This window comes from Flavobacterium sp. W1B, assembly GCF_047344965.1.
Classification (GTDB): Bacteria; Bacteroidota; Bacteroidia; order Flavobacteriales; family Flavobacteriaceae; genus Flavobacterium.
The window spans coordinates 2724454-2743792 of the sequence record NZ_CP178845.1 but is presented as its reverse complement, the minus strand read 5'-3'; the positions used below and the strand labels follow the sequence as shown (position 1 = coordinate 2743792).

The following is a 19339-nucleotide window of genomic DNA, read 5'->3' as shown; positions in this document are numbered from 1 at the left end:
CATGCAATCATTAATAGGTACCGGCGTTGCTCTAGTGACTCCATTTAAAAAAGATTTTTCAATAGATACCGAAGCATTAGAAAGAATTATAAATCATTCCATCAATGGTGGAATTGAATATCTTGTAGTTCTTGGTACAACAGCTGAGAATGCTACTTTGTCTCAAGACGAAAAAGAATTGGTAATCAAAACGGTTATTGAGGTTAATAATGGAAGATTGCCATTGGTGCTTGGAGTAGGAGGGAATAATACTCTTAAGGTTGTAGAGGAGCTTAAAACTAGAGATTTATCTCATTTTGTTGCGATTCTTTCGGTTTCTCCATATTATAATAAACCTACACAAGAGGGAATTTACCAACATTTCAAAGCTGTTTCCGAAGCTTCGCCAATTCCAGTAATTTTATACAATGTTCCGGGAAGAACGTCTAGCAATATGTTGCCAAAAACGGTTTTGCGTTTGGCTAATGATTTTGAGAATGTTGTTGCAATCAAAGAAGCTGCTGGTGATATAGTACAAGCAATGCAAATATTAAAAGATAAGCCTAAAGATTTTCTGGTAATCTCTGGCGATGATATGATTGCCTTACCAATGGTTTTGGCTGGTGGTGCTGGGGTTATTTCGGTAATTGGTCAAGGATTTCCAGTGGAATTTTCAGAAATGATTCGATTAGGGTTGAATAGAAAAGTAGATGAGGCGTTCAAATCACAATATTTATTGGCTGATTCTATTGATATGATTTTTGAGCAAGGTAATCCAGCTGGAATTAAAGAAGTGTTTCAATCACTTGGAATTGCAGGAAATACTCTACGTTTGCCTTTGGTTAGCGTAGATGAGTCATTGTCTAAAAGAATCAATCAATTTGTTGAAAATATCAGTAAATAGGCTTCAAAGTGCCCGTCTTTTTTTAACCAAAGAAATATTTTGTAGTAGCTAAATTAATAACTAAATTTGCCACCGAAACTTCGGTATGATTTTTTGTGGGTTGTGAGTAACCCATAGGTCAAATAAATAAATAAATATGAAAAAAATTATATCTCTATTGCTTGTTTTGGTTCTTTTTATCTCTTGTGGCGAATATCAAAAAGCATTGAAAAATGAAGATGTTGCCGTAAAATTTGAGATGGGATCTTCATTATATGAAGCAGGGAAGTATTCTAAGGCAATTCGACTTTTTGAGCAAATCGCTCCCGCATATAGAGGGAAGCCACAAGCAGAAAAGTTATTTTATATGTTTGCACAATCTTATTATAAGACAAAGCAATATTATTTAGCGGGTTATCAGTTTGAGAGTTTTGTTTCGGGTTATCCTAAAAGTGAAAAAGTAGAAGAAGCAGCTTATTTAGGCGCAAAAAGTTATTCAATGCTTTCTCCGGTTTATAGCTTAGATCAGGCAGATACTTTTAAGGCAATTGACAAATTACAATCTTTTATTGATAGCTATCCTAATTCGCAGTATTTAGCTGAAGCTAATGAATTGGTAAAAGGTTTGTCAGTAAAAATCGAAAAAAAGGTTTTTGAAAATGCGAAAGGCTATCATACGATTTCAGATTATAAATCTGCATTGGTGTCGTTAGATATTTTTATAGCAGATTATCCAGGGACAGCATTCAAAGAAGATGCGTTGTTTTATAGATTTGATTCTGCTTATTTATTAGCAATCAATAGTATTCCTTCTAAAATGGAAGAACGATTGAATGTTGCTAAAACAGCCTATTCGAATTTGATGAAATTTGATGCCAATACAAAATACAAAGAGAAAGCGAACGAAATGTTAGTTCGTGTTGAAAAAGATTTACAAAATTTTACTAAATAAATAAAGTCATGGATTTAAAAAAGACGAATGCTCCGGTAAATACAATAACTTACAATAAAACAGTTATTGAAGAGCCTACTGGTAATGTATATGAAGCAATAACCATTATGGCTAAAAGAGCAAACCAAATCAACTCTGAAATCAAAAAAGAATTGACTGAAAAACTGGAAGAATTTGCTACATATAATGACAGTCTTGAAGAAGTTTTTGAAAACAAAGAACAAATTGAAGTTTCAAAATTCTATGAAAAATTGCCAAAACCACATGCATTAGCAGTTCAAGAATGGTTAGATGGTAAAATCTATCATAGAGATTCAAACAAATAATCCTACAATGTCAGTTTTAAGCGGTAAGAAAATTTTGCTGGGGATTTCTGGTGGAATTGCCGCCTATAAAACAGCTTCATTAGTACGACTTTTCATAAAAGCAGGTGCGCATGTCCAAGTGATAATGACACCTGCTTCTAAGGATTTTGTAACCCCACTTACATTATCAACCCTATCTAAAAATCCCGTGCATTCTACCTTTTTTAATCAGGACGAGGAGAATGAGCAATGGAATAATCATGTAGAATTAGGGCTTTGGGCAGACATGATGATTGTCGCGCCCGCAACAGCAAATACCTTGTCTAAAATGGCAAATGGTAGCTGTGACAATCTTCTTATAGCGACTTATTTATCGGCAAAATGTCCTGTTTATTTTGCTCCGGCAATGGATTTAGATATGTACAAGCATCCTTCTACGATTGCTAGTTTTAAGGCTTTGCAGGAATTTGGGAATACCATAATTCCGGCTGAAAGCGGAGAACTGGCTAGTGGTCTTTCCGGCGAAGGAAGAATGGCTGAACCCGAAAACATAATTGCTTTTTTAGAAGCTGATTTAGAAAGCCGATTGCCTTTAAAAGGAAAAAAAATATTAATTACTGCCGGTCCCACATACGAAGCGATAGATCCTGTGCGTTTTATAGGAAATCATTCTTCGGGTAAGATGGGTTTTGATATTGCCATGAGCGCTGCTAATTTGGGTGCTTCGGTAATTTTGGTAGCAGGTCCCACAAGTTTAAAAATAAGTCATTCTTTGATCGAAGTCATTAATGTGGTTTCGGCTCAGGAAATGTTTGAGGCTTGTAATCAATATTTTGGCGAAGTTGATGTAGCTATCGCTGCAGCTGCAGTTGCGGATTATAGACCAAAGAATGTAGCTGCCCAAAAAATTAAAAAAGCGGCGGACGATTTTGTCATAGAGCTCGAAAAAACAAAAGATATCTTAGTTTCTTTGGGAGTTAAGAAGAAAAAACAGTTTTTGATTGGGTTTGCTTTAGAGACAGAAAATGAAATTGAAAATGCAAAGGCTAAAATTCAGAAAAAAAACTTAGATTTGATAGTTTTAAATTCTTTGCAAGATCCGGGAGCCGGTTTTGGAAAACCAACGAATAAGGTTACCTTTATCGATAAGGACTTCAATATCGAGCCGAAGGAATTGAAATCGAAAGAAGCCGTGGCAGATGATATATTAAATAAAGTTATAGCGCATTTTAATGAATAAGATAATTACTTTTTTTTTGCTATTTGCATTTGGACTTACGCAAGCCCAGCAGCTAAATTGTACAGTAACGGTAAATTCTCAAAAATTAAGTAATGCCAACCAACAAGTTTTTAAAACCTTGGAAACATCGTTGAATGAATTTGTAAATAAGACAAATTGGACCAATCAAAATTATGCTCAGAATGAAAAGATAAATTGTTCGATGTATATCACTATTTTATCGAATAGTTCGGATCAATTTTCGGCTTCAATTCAGGTGCAATCTTCAAGACCTATTTATAATTCTTCTTATTCTACGCCAGTATTAAACTTTAACGATAAAGATTTCAATTTCAGATATACTGAGTTTGAGAATTTGATTTTTAATCCTACTGTTTTTGAATCTAATCTTGTTTCGGTGATTTCTTTCTATAGCTATATAATTTTAGGAATGGACGAAGATACTTTCTCGCTTGAATCGGGTGATGGTAATTTTGAAATAGCACAGAATATTGCAAATATAGCCCAACAAAGCGGTAACAAAGGATGGAGCCAAATTGATGGGAATCAAAATCGTTATTTTCTTATCAATGATATGTTGTCTCCAACATTTTCAACAATACGCAAAGCTACATTCGAATACCATTCGGGTTTAGATGCCATGTCTAAGGATTTGAAAGTAGCAAAAGAAAAAATTAAATCTTCTTTATTAAATTTGGGTAAATTAAATGCTTCTAAGCCGAATGCGTTTTTGACTCGCGTATTTTTAGATGCTAAATCAGATGAAATTCTTTCTGTATTTTCAGGTGGACCAAGTATAACTGTATCTGATTTAATTGATAGTTTGAATAAAACCTCTCCTTTGAATTCAAGTAAATGGGAATTGATTAAATATTAAATTTATTCGCTATTTTTTACAATAAATTTAAATCTTCACAACAAAATATACAATAAATGATAACCACTCTATCGATAAAGAATTATGCTTTAATAGAAAAATTGAGCATAGATTTTTCAAAAGGATTTTCAATTATTACTGGAGAAACGGGTGCTGGTAAATCAATTATATTAGGAGCTTTAGGATTGGTTTTAGGAAAAAGAGCCGACTTAACTTCTTTGAAAAATAAAGAAGAAAAATGCATCATCGAGGCGCATTTTGAAATTTCTAAGTATAATTTAGTGCCTTTTTTTGAGGCTAATGATTTGGATTATGAAGATGATACCATCATTAGACGCGAAATTCTTCCCTCTGGGAAATCAAGGGCTTTTATTAATGATAGTCCCGTAAATCTTCAGGAACTTCAAGAATTAGGGCTTTTCCTGATTGATATTCATTCGCAACAGCAAACACAGGAACTTTCGGACGAAAATGTCCAATTTGAAATTATAGATGCCATTGCCAATGTGCAAGAAGATAAAGCGATTTATCAATCTGTTTTAAAGAGCTATAAATCGGATAAATCCAAATTCAATTCTTTGATTAAAAGACAAAGTGATTCAGCCAAAGAGCAGGAATACAATACTTTTATTTTGAATGAACTGATTGAAGCACAATTGAAATCAGGGGAGCAAGAAATTCTTGAAGCCGATTTTGAAAAGTTGAACAATGTTGAGATTATAAAAGAAGCAATTGATAAATCTTTGGCTATCGCCAATGAAGAACAAATAGGTGTTTCGCATAATTTGAAAGAGATTAAGGTTTCTTTGCAAAAAATAGCTCCTTTTTCAACCGAATACCATTCTCAATTAGAAAGACTAACGAGTTTAGTAATTGAATTTGAAGATATAGCCGACGAATTAAATCGATTTTCAGAAAAGCTGGTTAATGATCCGGAGCAATTGGATCTGATTAGCCAGAAATTGCAGCTGATTTTCAATTTACAAAAGAAGCATCAGGTTTCTTCTGTTGAAGAATTATTGGAAATTCAAGCTAATCTGGAAAGTTCGGTTTTTGAATTGGGTAATTTAGAAAGTGAAATTTCAGAATTGACTAATTCCATCCAACAAAAATCAGAACAATTAGATAGTTTAGCGGATACAATTCATGAAAAACGATTGGATTCGATTCCGGTATTGTCTCAAAAATTGATAGCTATTTTAGAAACTTTAGGAATGCCTAATGTTCGTTTTAATATAGAAGTTAGTGCGACTTCAACTTATTTTGTAAACGGAAAAGATGAATTGCAATTTTTGTTTTCTGCTAATAAAGGAACTGATTTTGGTTTGCTGAAAAAAGTGGCTTCCGGTGGAGAAATGTCCAGAATTATGCTGGCAGTTAAGGCAATATTAGCACAATATTCAAAATTACCAACCTTGATTTTTGATGAAATTGACACTGGAGTTTCGGGTGAAATTGCGATTAAAATGGGTGAAATCATGAAAGAGATGAGTCAGAAAATGCAAATTTTTGCCATCACCCATTTACCTCAAATCGCAGCTAAAGGAGATGCTCATTTTAAAGTCTTTAAGTCTACTGTTGGCGAGGATACTCAATCGGAGTTAAAACTGTTATCGGAGGAAGAACGAGTTGTTGAGATTGCCCAAATGTTGTCGGGAACTATCGTTTCTGATTCGGCCTTAAATCATGCAAAAGCCTTGTTGAACTAAAAAAATGACCTATATTTGTCAACTAAATTGATAGATTTTACTTTATAAAAACAATAGTTTTTTTACTTTTTTACATTAAAAAAAATATAAAATATTTTTAGATTATGATCATAGAACCTAGAATGAGAGGATTTATTTGTTTGACATCTCACCCAAAAGGATGCGAACAAAATGTTAAAAATCAAATTGAATATATAAAATCCAAAGGCGCTATTGAAGGTGCTAAAAAGGTATTAGTAATTGGAGCCTCAACTGGATTTGGTTTGGCCTCCAGAATAACAAGTGCTTTTGGTTCTGATGCAGCAACTATTGGTGTGTTTTTTGAAAAACCACCTTTGGAAGGTAAAACGGCTTCGCCAGGATGGTACAACTCTGCTGCTTTTGAAAATGAAGCTCATAAAGCAGGATTGTATGCAAAGAGTATCAATGGAGATGCTTTTTCAAACGAAGTGAAGCAACAAACATTAGATCTTATAAAAAATGACTTAGGTCAAGTAGATTTGGTAATCTATAGTTTGGCTTCTCCTGTGCGTTTGAATCCGGTTACTGGAGTTTTGCATCGTTCAGTATTGAAACCTATTGGAAGTACTTTTACAAATAAAACAGTCGATTTTCATTCAGGAAAAGTTTCTGATGTTTCAATTGAGCCTTGTAGCGGTGATGATATTGAAAACACCATTGCTGTAATGGGAGGTGAAGATTGGTCTATGTGGATTGATGCTTTGAAAGCAGAGAATTTATTAGCTCCTGGAGCTACAACTGTTGCTTATTCTTATATTGGGCCATCATTAACTGAGGCAGTTTATAGAAAAGGAACTATCGGTCGTGCAAAAGATCATTTAGAAGCTACTGCTTTTACCATCACTGACAGCTTAGCCGGAATTAATGGTAAAGCTTATGTTTCTGTAAATAAAGCATTAGTAACACAAGCAAGTTCGGCTATTCCTGTTATTCCATTGTATATTTCTTTATTGTATAAAATAATGAAAGAAGAAGGGATTCATGAAGGTTGTATTGAGCAAATTCAACGTTTATACCAAGAAAGATTGTATACTGGTTCAGATGTTCCTACAGACGAAAAAGGTAGAATTCGCATAGACGATTTGGAAATGCGCCCAGACGTACAAGAAAAAGTAGCTAAATTATGGGATCAAGCGGTTACCGAAAATTTAGCAGAAATAGGAGATTTAGAAGGCTATAGAAAAGATTTTTACAACCTTTTTGGATTTGATTTCGAAGGAGTAGATTACAAAGCGGATGCTAATGAAATGGTAAATGTTTCTAGTATTGCTTAAATGATAAAATCAGTTAATTAGTACTGAATAAAAATCATATAATAGTAAAACCACCAATTAATTATTGGTGGTTTTTTTATGGATTAAAGTTTATCTTTGTTAAAATTTCGTCCTTAATCGTATAATTAATACCTCATTCAAGAATATGTTTTTTTCTTTGATTATCCCAGTTTACAACCGTCCAGATGAAGTGGATGAACTTTTAGAAAGTCTGTCAGAATCAGATTATAAGGAAAATTTTGAAATCGTAATTGTAGAGGATGGTTCTTCATTAAAATGTGAGGACATTGTACATAAATATGAGAGTAAATTAGCTATTTCTTATTATTATAAAGAAAATTCAGGCCCAGGAGATTCCAGAAATTATGGAATGAAAAAGGCAAAAGGAGATTATTTTATCATTTTTGATTCGGATTGTATAATCCCTACCCAATATTTGACGGAAGTAGATAAGGCTCTGAAAGAGAATTATGTAGACTGTTTTGGTGGTCCCGATAAGGCTCTGGATAGTTTTTCGGATATTCAAAAAGCAATCAATTTTGCGATGACTTCTTTTCTTACTACCGGCGGAATTCGCGGTGGTTCGGAGAAAATTGATAAATTTCAACCCAGAAGTTTTAATATGGGAATTTCCAGAAAAGCTTTTGAAGCATCTAATGGTTTTGGAAATATCCATCCCGGTGAAGATCCGGATTTGTCAATAAGATTATGGAATTTAGGTTTTGAAACTAAACTTTTCTCCAAGGCATTTGTCTATCATAAAAGAAGGATTGATTGGGATAAATTTTCTATTCAGGTAAATAAATTTGGAAAAGCGAGACCCATACTTAATAGTTGGTATCCAAAATACAATAAACTTACTTTCTTTTTTCCTTCATTTTTTATCTTAGGATTTGCTTTAGCGGTAGTATTACTAATTTTTACTGTTGATTTCTTACTAAAATTGTATTTAATCTATTTTTTGGTACTGTTTTTGGTGTCATCTTATCAGAACAAGAGTGTTAAAATTGGTTATCTGTCTGTAATTGCAGTTTGGAAGCAATTTTTTGGATATGGAATCGGTTTTATGGAATCATTTATCAAAATCATTATTTTGAAGCAAAAACCTCAAATCGCTTTCCCAGAATTATTTTTCAAAATTTAGTATGACAAAAATTATAGGTTTAACAGGGGGGATTGGAAGTGGGAAAACCACAATTGCAAATTATTTTCAATCCTTAGGGATTCCTGTATATATTGCTGACGATGAGGCCAAAAAACTGATGCAATCCGATGAAATAGTCAGCGCCATCAAAGAAGCATTTGGGGCTGATCTTTTTGAAGAGAATATGTTAAAAAGAGAAAAACTCGCCGAAATGGTATTTAACAATTCGGATAAGTTAAATCAACTCAATGCTATTGTTCATCCTGCTGTAAAAAGACATTTTAAACAATGGCTTTTGGAGCATAATGAATTTCCGATTGTAATTTATGAAGCTGCTATTTTATTTGAAAGCGGGAGTTATAAAGATTTTGATAAGATAATAACCGTTACGGCACCAGTGGATTTGCGGATTGAGAGAGTTATCAAAAGAGATAATACATCTCGTGAACAAGTTCTAAAAAGAATGAATGCGCAATGGACTGACGAACAACGGATTTCAAAAAGTGATTTTGTCATTGAAAACGTAGATTTCGAAAATTGTTATAAAGAAATTAAAAAAATCCTTAAAATTTTGAATATTAGGCAAAACGAGGCTTAAATGTTAATCTTTGGTTAATGCATTATCATTCATACTGTTAAAATGTTAATTTTGTTCTGATGAATAGATTTTTTTTTAGATTACTTGTTTTATTGATGAGCCTATCTTTGATAGGTATAATACTTGTTCAGGTATATTGGTTTGATTCTTCGTTTAAAAATAATGACGAACAATTTAAGTTTCACGTAAAACAGGTTATAGGGAATGTAGCCGATAAACTTCAAAAAAGAGAAGATTATACGTTTTATGATAGGTACAATAAACTCAAAGACAGCACTGGTAAAGATCCTAAAAAAGAGGATTTATTAGAGTTTTATTATGTTCAAAGAAATACTAAAACAAATAAGACCATTGTATATTCAAACAGTATAATTGCTGAGGATTATAATATTACATCTTCGTTGTTTAATAAGAAATTTAGCAATGAAAGATTTAAAAATTTTAGTTCTAAGCGAGTAACTGAAGTTTATAATAATAATGTGATTGATAAATCAGGTTTACAGCAGAGTTTGTTACCGGATCTCACAATAGAAAAATCTGGAAATTTAGATATTTTAGATAAAGTTCAGATCGAAATTTCATACAAAGATGTTGCGGCGGCAACACCTCTAGAGGAAAGGGTTTCAAATGAAGTCTTGCAAAAGTTATTAAAAAACGAGTTGGAGGAATACGGCGTAAAAACCAAGTTTGAATTTGGAGTTTACAGCAATGGTTTAGCAACAAAAATTAAATCGAAAGATTTTCTCTATGATAAAGAGTCGACCTATTCGATTCCGATTTTTACAGATAATGAGGGACACAGTAAATACCAGTTATTAGTAACGTTTCCGCATAAGAAAAAGTTTTTATTGTCGCAGTTGGTAAGTATAACCGTTCTTTCAATCATTTTCACGTTAATTATTATCGTTGCTTATTCAAGTGCATTGAGTCAATTGATTCGTCAACGTCATATTTCTGAAATTAAAAATGACTTCATTAACAATATGACGCATGAGTTTAAAACACCTATTGCTACAATTAATTTGGCTTTAGATGCAATAAAGAACCCGAAAATAATTGACGATAAAGAAAAGGTTTTAAAATACCTGCAGATGATTCGGGATGAAAATAAACGAATGCATTCACAGGTTGAAAATGTTTTAAGGATTTCTAAATTAGAGAAAAAAGAGCTTGATATTGAAAAGGAATCAAGCGATGTTGAAGAAATTGTCAATGATGCTATCGAGCATGTGAATTTAATTTTAGAAGACAGACAGGGTAAAATTACAACTCATTTTAATGCTACTAGAACAACGGTATTGATAAATGAAGTGCATTTTACAAACGTTATTGTAAATATTTTGGAGAATGCCATTAAATATTCGCCTGATGTTCCGGAAATAGATGTTTACACCGAGAATATAAAAGACATGATTCTTATTAAGGTGAAAGACCAAGGATTAGGAATGAGTAAAGTGGCTCAAAAAAGAGTTTTTGAGAAATTCTATAGAGAGCACACCGGAGATCTACATAATGTAAAAGGACATGGGTTAGGTTTATCCTATGTGAAGAGAATTGTAGAGGATCATAATGGTCAAGTATATGTAGAAAGTGAAAAAGGAAAAGGAAGTACCTTTATAATAAAAATGCCACTAATAAATTAGAATATGGAAAATGTAAATAAAAAAATACTTTTAGTTGAAGATGATCTGAATTTTGGAGCTGTACTAAAAGATTATTTAATGTTAAATGATTTTGATGTCACTCTAGCCAAAAACGGTATGGAAGGTTTTGAAAAATTCAAAAAAGATTCATACGATTTATGTATTTTGGATGTGATGATGCCTTATAAAGACGGATATACATTAGCCAAAGAAATAAGAGAAAAAAACAGCGAAGTGCCTATTATCTTTTTAACTGCAAAATCGATGAAAGAGGATGTCTTAAAAGGTTATAAAGCAGGAGCTGATGATTATTTGAACAAACCTTTTGATTCAGAAGTTTTGCTGATGAAAATAAAGGCTATTATTCAAAGAAAATCTTCGGATGCGAAGACGGAACAAGTTCAACACGAATTTAATATTGGAAAATTCCATCTTAATTCAAAATTGAGATTCCTATCTTTTAATGGACAAGAGCCAATTAAATTGTCTCCAAAAGAGAATGAATTATTGAAAATGTTAATCCTTCATGAAAATGATTTAATGCCAAGGGAATTAGCGTTGACGAAAATATGGAGAGACGATAACTATTTTACTTCAAGAAGTATGGATGTTTACATCGCTAAACTTAGAAAGTACCTTAAACTGGATGAAGATGTTGAAATACTTAACATTCATGGGGAAGGATTCAGACTTGTTGTTAAAAACAAAGCATAAGAAAAATAGAAAAGGCTTCGATTTCTCGAAGCCTTTTTACTTTTAGTCTATTTCCAGTTGAGCTGCAAAGCAAAACAGCTTTTGTCCTCTTTGGTAATGCTGAAAACAGCCGATTCTTCGGCAAAATTTTCATGGATGATAACTTTATCTTGCAATGAAAGTTCTTTCATGAAATTCATTTCAAAACTGCTTAGTTTTTGAGCCAAAATTAATTCTGGATCCACGTGATCAATACACCATTCCAGGTATTTGACATTATTGACATGGTTTACAATATCTAAGTCTGATAAATAAACTGTTTTTTCAAAAATAACTTCTTTCTCGGTATTGATGCTTATTTTAGAAAATCCTTCTTTTGTAGCTCTATTATCCGGATATAATTCAAAATGTTGATAAGGTAAAGCCAATGCTTCTGGGCGGCGTTTTTCGGTGTTAAAAACTGCCCAAAAAGTTTCGGAACCCACAATCTTTTTCCCGTTGATGTACATTTCCAAAGCACGCACCGAGCGGGAATTTTCTAAACTATTAATCCAGGTTTTAACCGTTACAACATCTCTCCATTGCGGCAATTCTGTAATTTCTACACGCATTCTGCTCAAAACCCAAGCCTGATCGAATTCCTGCATATCCGTAAAGCTAATTCCTCCTAATTCTGAATGTGCGGCTGCGGTTAATTGCAAAATATTGCATAAATCGGTATATTTCAAGTAGCCATTAGACATACATTGGGTGAAATTAATTTCCCAATCTTTGCTTAGAACTGATGTGAAATTTGAAGCTATTGGCATGGAGATTTTTATTTTAGAATTATGATAAACGATTTAATATTTGAAACTATTTTTTCGAATTAATATACTCAATGATTTTTTGATAAGGAGTTTCAAAATGAAACCATTTTGTGCTTTCATCGCGTTTGAACCAAGTAAGTTGGCGCTTTGCAAAACGTCTGGTATTTTTCTTGATTTCTTCGATGGCAAATTCCAGAGAGAATTCTTTATCAAAATAAGAGAATAGTTCTCTATAGCCTACAGTTTGTAGTGCATTTAGTTCTTTATTTGGATATAAATTTTTAGCTTCTTTGAGTAAGCCTTCATTTAGCATAATATCCACACGTTGGTTGATTCGATTGTACATGACATTTCTTTCGGCTTCAAGGCCAATAAGAATAGGGGTAAAACTACGTTCATTCTTTTTCTGGTTTAAGAAAGAAGAATAAGGTTTACCGGTGCCAATGCAAACTTCTACGAATCGCATCATACGCTGTGGATTTTGCAAAGTTTGCGGATTTTCGGTAGTTATTTTCTCAAAATAATCAGGATCAAGTGTTTTTAGTTGTTCTTGTAAATAGGTAATTCCGAGTTTTTCATAATTGGTATTTACATTTTGACGAACCGAAGCTTCAATTTCTGGAAATTCATCAAATCCTTTTAAAATAGCATTTACATACAATCCGGAGCCACCAACAAGTACAACATAATCGTTTGTTAAGAGCAATTGTTCAATTTTAGAAATAGCTTCTTTCTCGAAATCACCAACGGTATAATTTTCAAAAATGGATTTGTTTTGGATAAAATGGTGAGGAACTGCTGCTAATTCTTTTGTGCTTGGAACCGCAGTACCAATGGTCATTTCCTTGAAAAATTGTCTGCTATCACAAGAAATAATTTCGCAATTATATTGATTCGCCAACAAAATACTTAGAGATGTTTTCCCTATTGCTGTTGGTCCAATTATGGTTATTAGGTATTTCATTTTATTTTTTTTCAAGTGAATGGCCGCAATTAGGACAAAAATTAGCATTGTCTGGGTAATCATCGGAACCACATTCACTACATGGATATTTAGGATTTGAAGCCTTAAAATTTGCTCTTTTGGCTATTTCGGCAGTAACAATTCCTGTAGGAACAGCAATGATTCCATATCCCAAAATCATTACAAGAGAGGCAATAAATTGTCCCAATGGTGTTATAGGTGAAATATCTCCGTAGCCAACAGTGGTCAAGGTTACAATTGCCCAATAAATACCAATCGGGATGCTGGTGAAACCGCTTTGTTTGCCCTCTACAACATACATTATTGAACCAATAATTATCGTACTGATAAGGACAAAATAAATGAAAACTATGATTTTTCCTTTACTGGCGTAAATAGCTTGTTTTAATTGTAAGTAATGGCCATTAAACTGTGGATGGTTTAATATTTTAAATAATCGTAACAATCTCAAAGAACGAATAACCGATAGGATACTGGTTCCTACCAAGAAAAAAGACAAATACATTGGAACAATGGCCAGCAAATCTACAATACCATAAAAACTAAATATGTATTTGAAGGGTTTGTTGATTGAAATGATTCTTAGAATGTATTCAATGGTAAATAATCCGGTGATAATCCACTCTAGAAGCACTAGATAGTAATGGTATTTTTGGTTAAATCCGGCAACGGTTTCCATCATTACCAAAAAAACACTTAGTAAAATAAGTCCTAGAAGAATTAAATCAAATAACCGACCCGCTTTGGTACTTGTACCATGGATTACAACATTGATTTGTTGTCTAAAAACATCGTATTTTGATTTTAATTGAAGCATGAGAAGTTGAAATAATTAAGATTTTAGTTAGAAATTTATAATCTTAAAACCTTTGTTTTTTCTAAGATAACCTTGAATTGTTTTACGAATTTCACGGTTGTTTTCCATCGGTATAATAATGTTTCTTAGGATTTCGACATTGTGTACTTGATAATTTAAATCAAAAAAAGCATAGCCTTTAAATACCCCATCTTCTACTAAAATCGCGCTACGTTCATTTATGTTACGTCCTCTGTCAACGATGACCATACTTTTATTATCAAAACTATTTTTAGTAATAAATTCGGTCACTCTAGAATTATATACTGTTGGTGATACGGAACCTATACAAGCGCCATCGCATTCGTTAATGGTATGCTGAAAACAATGCGTTTTGGTTTCGTATAAACCAGTTAGTTTCTGACATAATTTAAAATCAGAAGAGATTTGCAATAAGGAATTTTTACCTTCTTGAGCATTAAGGTACGATAGAATCTCTTTCTTGCGACCGTCCGCTTTTTGAAGTTTTAAGGTCAAATAACCGTTGCTATTTTTTTCGGAATAAATAGCCCAAGAATAATTATTCTTGCGTGACATTCTGTTGTAAATAGGTTTGTTGACTTTAATTTCCTGCATTTCCTTCAGGATAGCGATCAATTCACTTCCAGTCTCTTCGTAAGTTACGGTGAAGACTTCGGCTTGTATTTTTTTGGCACTTCTGGTAATTCCGGTGAAATGCTGATTGACTCTTTTTTTTATGTTTTTGCTTTTTCCAATAAAAATTATTTTACCCAGTTCGTTATGAATGTAGTAAACCCCAATTTTTGAAGGTAAGCTTTCGATGATATTGAGCAGTTTTGGAGCTATTCCTTTTTGAACTTCAGTTTTAATAAGTTCTTTAACGATCTCTTTTTCCAAGTCTTTTTCCAAGAGCATTTTGAATAGCTTTACCGTTGCCATTGCATCACCACTGGCACGGTGCCTGTCGGCCATTGGAATTCCCAAAGCGCGTACTAACTTTCCTAAACTATGTGAGGCTTGTTCAGGCAATAATTTTTTAGACAATTCAACCGTACAAAGTGTTTTTAGATTGAAATCATATCCTAAACGTCTAAACTCCGTTCTTAAAATACGATAGTCAAAATCGGCATTATGCGCTACTAAAACGCAATCATTTGTTATCTCGATGATGCGCTTGGCAACTTCAAAGAATTTTGGAGCCGAATGTAGCATGGCGTTATTAATACCGGTCAATTTGACAACAAAGGGTTGGATTGGAATTTCAGGATTGACCAAACTAATAAATTGATCTACGATCTCATGACCGTCAAATTTATAAATGGCGATTTCGGTAATTCCTTCTTCGTTGAATTGTCCTCCCGTTGTTTCTATGTCTAATATTGCGTACAAATCAGTGTTCCGTTTTTTTATTGTTTTAGTATTTCGTTCTGAAATCTACAATGGTTAATCAACATTTATAAATCTTTATCTCGTTCCAAAGATACTACTTCCTATGCGAACCATGGTGCTTCCGCATTCGATGGCAAGTTGATAATCTCCGGACATTCCCATTGATATAGTAGAAATGCTCTGCAGTGTATCTTTATGGATTGCATCAAAAATCGATTTTAGATGCAAAAATTCCTTTTTGATCTGGCTTTGATTATCCGTAAAAGTGGCCATTCCCATTAATCCTGTAATTCGAATGTTCTTCATTTCCTGAAATTCATTCGAAGAGAGTAGGGAAGCCAATTCCTTTTCATCAAGACCAAATTTTGTTTCCTCTTCGGCAATATGTATTTGTAATAAACAGTCAATAATTCGGTTGTTTTTTAAAGCTTGTTTATTGATTTCCTGCAATAATTTCAAACTGTCTACACCGTGAATCAGGCTCACAAATTGTGCCATAAATTTGACCTTATTGGATTGAACATGCCCAATCATGTGCCATTGGATATCTTTGGGCATTTGTTCCCATTTCTCGGTCATTTCCTGAATTTTGTTTTCACCAAAGATGCGTTGTCCAGCATCATAGGCTTCCATCAAATCAGGAATGGGTTTGGTTTTGGAAACCGCCACTAAGGTTACATTTTCAGCTAAAGAAGATTTTATAGATTGTAAATTGGTAGCTATTGACATTTTTTTATTTTTAGACAGATTTAAAGCTCATAAATCACTAAACCACTTCTGAACTTGGGTTCGATGTATGTGCTCTTGGGAGGCATAATTAAATTGGCATCAGCCAAAGCCTTTATTTCATTAATATTTGATGGAAACATAATAAAACCAACTTTAAACTCACCACTATCTACCAATTCTTTTATGGTAGTTATGGATTTTGTTCCTGGTACGTATTCAATTCTGTCATCGGTGCGTAAATCGTCTATACCCAGAATTGGTTTTAGAACCGTGTCGAATATTATTTGTGCGTCAAGTTTTGATAATTCATTTTCGAAAATGAGGAATTCTTCTTTTAATCGCAATGCATAAAATTCGCCGTCGAGATACATTCCAAATTCAAACTTGTGTTTTGGTTTCCACAATTCCTGTTTTTTGCTTTTGATTACAAAATGGTCAGATATTTTTTTGATAAAATCCTCTTTCGAATAGTTGTTTAAATCCCTGATAATTCTGTTGTATTCGTAAATCTTCACATTGCTTTCTGCAGTAAGAAAACTCATGAAATAATTCAGGTTTTCATTGCCTAGATTCTTGTCTTGTTCAAAAAGCAATTCGGCAGAAGCAGATCGATGATGCCCATCGGCAATATATAAATCGCCTATTTTTTCAAATTGATTTTTTAGCCAATTGATTTCGTCTTGACTTTCAATAGTCCAAAGAATATGCTTTTCTTTATTAGTGGTAGCGAATTCGTAAATTGGTCGAGATGTTTTTTTAGTCGAAATCCATTCCGAAAGCTCCTTATTGTCGTTATAAGTTATCAAAACAGGCTCGGTATTAAATCCCGTTTGATGCAAATAATCCTTGAACAGATCAACCCGATATTGTAAGGTATCCTCGTGTTTTTTGATTATGTTGTTTTGATAATCTTCAATAGAAATTCCTGCCAAAATCCCAGTGAAGGAGTGGTCTTTTGATTGTATCTCGTAAAGATAAAAAACAGCTTTTTTTTCCTGGATTAAAACACCGTCTTTTTTAAAATCTTGGTATTTGTGTTTTACCATTTTTAATCGATTTTCCCAACCTAATTTTTGTTGGTTTGCATAAGCCGGATTGAGAATATGCAAAAATGAAAACGGATTGAATTCTAAATGGGCAGCAAGTTCTACAGTTCCATAATCATCATAGGAACGAGAAGTAACCAAGCTCACTTTGTCAGAGGTAGGCCGAACTGCTTTAAAAGGACTTATTTTGGCCATCGGATTTGGTTTTCAGTTTCAGTTTTCGGGAATATTAATCTCCTGAAAACTGAAAATGTGACTTTTAAATAAATTGTTTAGAAACTTTTTCTGCTTTTTTACTTTCGGAATAGTCATAGAAACCTTCACCAGATTTCACACCCAATTTTCCGGCACGAACCATATTTACCAATAAAGGACAAGGAGCGTATTTTGGGTTTTTGAAACCGTCGTACATTACATTTAATATCGCTAAACATACGTCAAGTCCAATAAAATCGGCTAGTTGTAATGGTCCCATTGGATGTCCCATTCCTAATTTCATTACAGTGTCAATTTCATAAACACCTGCCACACCATTGTATAAAGTTTCGATTGCTTCATTGATCATTGGCATCAAAATTCTATTAGCAACAAAACCCGGATAATCATTAACTTCAACAGGAGTTTTTCCTAATTTTTCTGATAATGTCATGATGATTTTGGTCACTTCATCACTGGTATTGTAACCACGAATGATTTCGACCAATTTCATAATCGGCACCGGATTCATAAAATGCATTCCAATAACGCGTTCCGGATGTGAAACAACAGCTCCTATTTGTGTAATAGAAATAGAAGAAGTATTGGTGGCTAATATGGTGTTGTGAGAGCAAGCGTCATTCAATTGTTTGAAAATACTCAGCTTTAAATCTACGTTCTCGGTTGCAGCTTCAACCACTAAATCAACTCCTACAACGCCATCTTTGATGTCTGTATAAGTGATGATATTAGAAATGGTTTTCATTTTGTCCTCTTCAGTAATGGTTCCTTTTGTTACCATTCTATCTAAATTGGCGGCAATGGTTGCCATTCCTTTATCCAATGATTTTTCGGAAACATCAATTAACTTTACGGTAAAACCACTTTGGGCAAAAGTATGGGCAATTCCGTTACCCATTGTTCCTGCTCCGATTACTGCTATTATTTTCATTTAATTTATATTTTAATTTTAAAGTTTTCTCGTTTAACTTTTAAATAAGAGGGCATGATTATTTCTTAAAACAATCGATAATTTGATAGGCAACTCTTAGCGCTTCTGTAGCTTGTTCTAAGGTTACAATAGGAGTCGTATCGTTATTGATTGCATCGGCAAATGTATCTAATTCTTCTAGAATGGCGTTGTTTTGTTCTACATCAGGATTAGAGAAGTAGATTTGTTTTTTTACGCCTTCTGCATTTTGCAAAATCATATCAAAATCGCCAGGAACTTCAGGAGCGTCTTTCATTTTTACAACCTCGCATTTTTTCTCTAAGAAGTCAACAGAGATGTAAGCGTCTTTTTGAAAAAAGCGGGTTTTACGCATGTTTTTCATTGAAATTCTGCTGGCAGTCAAATTAGCAACACATCCATTTTCAAATTCGATTCGGGCATTGGCAATATCCGGAGTTTCACTAATAACTGAGACACCACTGGCGCTAACATTTTTTACTTTTGATTTTACGACACTTAGAATAACATCGATGTCGTGTATCATTAAGTCTAAAACTACGGGAACATCCGTTCCGCGAGGATTGAATTCGGCCAATCGATGGGTTTCAATAAACATGGGATTTTCAATCATGTTTTTTGTGGCGATAAAGGCGGGATTGAATCTTTCGACATGTCCTACTTGTCCTTTTACATTGTATTCATTAGCTAAAGCAATAATTTCTTCGGCTTCTTCTAAAGTATTTGAGATTGGTTTTTCAATAAAAACGTGTTTGCCTGATTTGATGGCAACTTTTGCACATTTGTAATGAGAAAGTGTAGGGGTAACGATATCTATAACATCCACAGCGTGGATTAGTGTTGCGATAGTGCTAAAATGTTTGTATCCAAATTCTTTAGAAACCTTTTCAGCATTCTCTTGATTAGGGTCATAAAAACCAACTAATTCATATTTTTTAGATTGTTGTAATAATCGCAAATGTATTTTTCCTAGGTGACCAGCACCTAATACTCCAATTTTTAGCATAGTGATGTAATTTCTACAAAAATAACAATAAATACCAAATACCAATTAAAATAATGATTTTTGAAGTTGAATTTA

At 33.3% G+C, this 19339-nt stretch carries 19 protein-coding genes; 11 read left to right on the top strand and 8 right to left on the bottom strand.

The features are described 5' to 3' along the window. The first annotated feature begins 1 nt into the window (after window position 1). The 11 genes from dapA (at window position 2) to ACMDB5_RS11855 (ending at window position 11339) form a co-directional block, all read left to right on the top strand. Window positions 2–883 carry a 4-hydroxy-tetrahydrodipicolinate synthase gene (gene dapA, locus ACMDB5_RS11905; protein ID WP_413998479.1) on the top strand — a complete coding sequence of 294 codons (882 nt, stop codon included), beginning with the start codon at window positions 2–4 and terminating at the stop codon, window positions 881–883. A 136-nt stretch (window positions 884–1019) separates the two neighbouring features. Beyond that, window positions 1020–1814, top strand: coding sequence for an outer membrane protein assembly factor BamD (locus ACMDB5_RS11900; protein ID WP_413998478.1), 795 nt, complete (start codon window positions 1020–1022; stop codon window positions 1812–1814). Window positions 1815–1822: 8 nt separating this feature from the next. Next, complete coding sequence (locus ACMDB5_RS11895; protein WP_026709525.1) at window positions 1823–2140, top strand: DNA-directed RNA polymerase subunit omega; 318 nt, start codon at window positions 1823–1825, stop codon at window positions 2138–2140. A 7-nt stretch (window positions 2141–2147) separates the two neighbouring features. Further along, window positions 2148–3359 (top strand): bifunctional phosphopantothenoylcysteine decarboxylase/phosphopantothenate--cysteine ligase CoaBC, encoded by a 1212-nt coding sequence (gene coaBC / locus ACMDB5_RS11890; protein WP_413998477.1) that lies wholly within the window; start codon window positions 2148–2150, stop codon window positions 3357–3359. After that, window positions 3352–4236, top strand: coding sequence for a DUF4835 family protein (locus ACMDB5_RS11885; RefSeq protein WP_413998476.1), 885 nt, complete (start codon window positions 3352–3354; stop codon window positions 4234–4236). Before coaBC ends, ACMDB5_RS11885 begins: the two co-directional genes overlap by 8 nt. Before the next feature lie 56 nt (window positions 4237–4292). Beyond that, window positions 4293–5945 carry a DNA repair protein RecN gene (gene recN / locus ACMDB5_RS11880; RefSeq protein ID WP_413998475.1) on the top strand — a complete coding sequence of 551 codons (1653 nt, stop codon included), beginning with the start codon at window positions 4293–4295 and terminating at the stop codon, window positions 5943–5945. A gap of 104 nt (window positions 5946–6049) precedes the next feature. After that, window positions 6050–7240: an enoyl-ACP reductase FabV gene (fabV, locus tag ACMDB5_RS11875; RefSeq protein ID WP_413998474.1), complete on the top strand. Its 1191-nt coding sequence runs from the start codon at window positions 6050–6052 to the stop codon at window positions 7238–7240. Window positions 7241–7385: 145 nt separating this feature from the next. Then, window positions 7386–8384, top strand: a complete 999-nt coding sequence (locus tag ACMDB5_RS11870) for a glycosyltransferase (protein WP_413998473.1) — start codon at window positions 7386–7388, stop codon at window positions 8382–8384. 1 nt (window position 8385) lies between these two features. Next, complete coding sequence (gene coaE, locus ACMDB5_RS11865) at window positions 8386–8982, top strand: dephospho-CoA kinase (protein WP_413998472.1); 597 nt, start codon at window positions 8386–8388, stop codon at window positions 8980–8982. Between the two features lie 59 nt (window positions 8983–9041). Beyond that, on the top strand, window positions 9042–10625 hold the full coding sequence (locus tag ACMDB5_RS11860) for a sensor histidine kinase (RefSeq protein ID WP_413998471.1): 1584 nt from the start codon (window positions 9042–9044) through the stop codon (window positions 10623–10625). A gap of 3 nt (window positions 10626–10628) precedes the next feature. Beyond that, a complete protein-coding gene (locus ACMDB5_RS11855; protein ID WP_413998470.1) occupies window positions 10629–11339 on the top strand; it encodes a response regulator transcription factor in 711 nt (236 codons plus the stop codon). A gap of 47 nt (window positions 11340–11386) precedes the next feature. Here the strand turns inward: ACMDB5_RS11855 and ACMDB5_RS11850 are convergent, their stop codons facing one another. The 8 genes from ACMDB5_RS11850 to ACMDB5_RS11815 all read right to left on the bottom strand — a co-directional run bounded on the left by ACMDB5_RS11850 (window position 11387) and on the right by ACMDB5_RS11815 (window position 19264). After that, window positions 11387–12127, bottom strand: a complete 741-nt coding sequence (locus ACMDB5_RS11850) for an acyl-[acyl-carrier-protein] thioesterase (protein ID WP_413998469.1) — start codon at window positions 12125–12127, stop codon at window positions 11387–11389. A 46-nt stretch (window positions 12128–12173) separates the two neighbouring features. Next, on the bottom strand, window positions 12174–13091 hold the full coding sequence (gene miaA, locus ACMDB5_RS11845; RefSeq protein ID WP_413998468.1) for a tRNA (adenosine(37)-N6)-dimethylallyltransferase MiaA: 918 nt from the start codon (window positions 13089–13091) through the stop codon (window positions 12174–12176). Window position 13092: 1 nt separating this feature from the next. Beyond that, on the bottom strand, window positions 13093–13929 hold the full coding sequence (locus tag ACMDB5_RS11840; protein WP_413998467.1) for an ion transporter: 837 nt from the start codon (window positions 13927–13929) through the stop codon (window positions 13093–13095). Window positions 13930–13956: 27 nt separating this feature from the next. Then, window positions 13957–15318 carry an exonuclease domain-containing protein gene (locus tag ACMDB5_RS11835; protein WP_413998466.1) on the bottom strand — a complete coding sequence of 454 codons (1362 nt, stop codon included), beginning with the start codon at window positions 15316–15318 and terminating at the stop codon, window positions 13957–13959. A gap of 75 nt (window positions 15319–15393) precedes the next feature. After that, on the bottom strand, window positions 15394–16047 hold the full coding sequence (locus ACMDB5_RS11830) for a YggS family pyridoxal phosphate-dependent enzyme (protein ID WP_413998465.1): 654 nt from the start codon (window positions 16045–16047) through the stop codon (window positions 15394–15396). Between the two features lie 20 nt (window positions 16048–16067). Beyond that, window positions 16068–17288: a DUF1015 domain-containing protein gene (locus tag ACMDB5_RS11825; protein WP_413998464.1), complete on the bottom strand. Its 1221-nt coding sequence runs from the start codon at window positions 17286–17288 to the stop codon at window positions 16068–16070. A gap of 64 nt (window positions 17289–17352) precedes the next feature. Next, a complete protein-coding gene (locus ACMDB5_RS11820; protein WP_413998463.1) occupies window positions 17353–18240 on the bottom strand; it encodes a 3-hydroxyacyl-CoA dehydrogenase family protein in 888 nt (295 codons plus the stop codon). A gap of 58 nt (window positions 18241–18298) precedes the next feature. Beyond that, window positions 18299–19264 carry a Gfo/Idh/MocA family protein gene (locus ACMDB5_RS11815; RefSeq protein ID WP_413998462.1) on the bottom strand — a complete coding sequence of 322 codons (966 nt, stop codon included), beginning with the start codon at window positions 19262–19264 and terminating at the stop codon, window positions 18299–18301. Window positions 19265–19339: the final 75 nt, after the last annotated feature.

Coding starts and splice junctions, on each gene's coding strand:
- dapA (WP_413998479.1), top strand. CDS start 2: ATGCAATCATTAATAGGTACCGGCGTTGCTCTAGTGACTCCATTTAAA.
- ACMDB5_RS11900 (WP_413998478.1), top strand. CDS start 1,020: ATGAAAAAAATTATATCTCTATTGCTTGTTTTGGTTCTTTTTATCTCT.
- ACMDB5_RS11895 (WP_026709525.1), top strand. CDS start 1,823: ATGGATTTAAAAAAGACGAATGCTCCGGTAAATACAATAACTTACAAT.
- coaBC (WP_413998477.1), top strand. CDS start 2,148: ATGTCAGTTTTAAGCGGTAAGAAAATTTTGCTGGGGATTTCTGGTGGA.
- ACMDB5_RS11885 (WP_413998476.1), top strand. CDS start 3,352: ATGAATAAGATAATTACTTTTTTTTTGCTATTTGCATTTGGACTTACG.
- recN (WP_413998475.1), top strand. CDS start 4,293: ATGATAACCACTCTATCGATAAAGAATTATGCTTTAATAGAAAAATTG.
- fabV (WP_413998474.1), top strand. CDS start 6,050: ATGATCATAGAACCTAGAATGAGAGGATTTATTTGTTTGACATCTCAC.
- ACMDB5_RS11870 (WP_413998473.1), top strand. CDS start 7,386: ATGTTTTTTTCTTTGATTATCCCAGTTTACAACCGTCCAGATGAAGTG.
- coaE (WP_413998472.1), top strand. CDS start 8,386: ATGACAAAAATTATAGGTTTAACAGGGGGGATTGGAAGTGGGAAAACC.
- ACMDB5_RS11860 (WP_413998471.1), top strand. CDS start 9,042: ATGAATAGATTTTTTTTTAGATTACTTGTTTTATTGATGAGCCTATCT.
- ACMDB5_RS11855 (WP_413998470.1), top strand. CDS start 10,629: ATGGAAAATGTAAATAAAAAAATACTTTTAGTTGAAGATGATCTGAAT.
- ACMDB5_RS11850 (WP_413998469.1), bottom strand. CDS start 12,127: ATGCCAATAGCTTCAAATTTCACATCAGTTCTAAGCAAAGATTGGGAA.
- miaA (WP_413998468.1), bottom strand. CDS start 13,091: ATGAAATACCTAATAACCATAATTGGACCAACAGCAATAGGGAAAACA.
- ACMDB5_RS11840 (WP_413998467.1), bottom strand. CDS start 13,929: ATGCTTCAATTAAAATCAAAATACGATGTTTTTAGACAACAAATCAAT.
- ACMDB5_RS11830 (WP_413998465.1), bottom strand. CDS start 16,047: ATGTCAATAGCTACCAATTTACAATCTATAAAATCTTCTTTAGCTGAA.
- ACMDB5_RS11825 (WP_413998464.1), bottom strand. CDS start 17,288: ATGGCCAAAATAAGTCCTTTTAAAGCAGTTCGGCCTACCTCTGACAAA.
- ACMDB5_RS11820 (WP_413998463.1), bottom strand. CDS start 18,240: ATGAAAATAATAGCAGTAATCGGAGCAGGAACAATGGGTAACGGAATT.
- ACMDB5_RS11815 (WP_413998462.1), bottom strand. CDS start 19,264: ATGCTAAAAATTGGAGTATTAGGTGCTGGTCACCTAGGAAAAATACAT.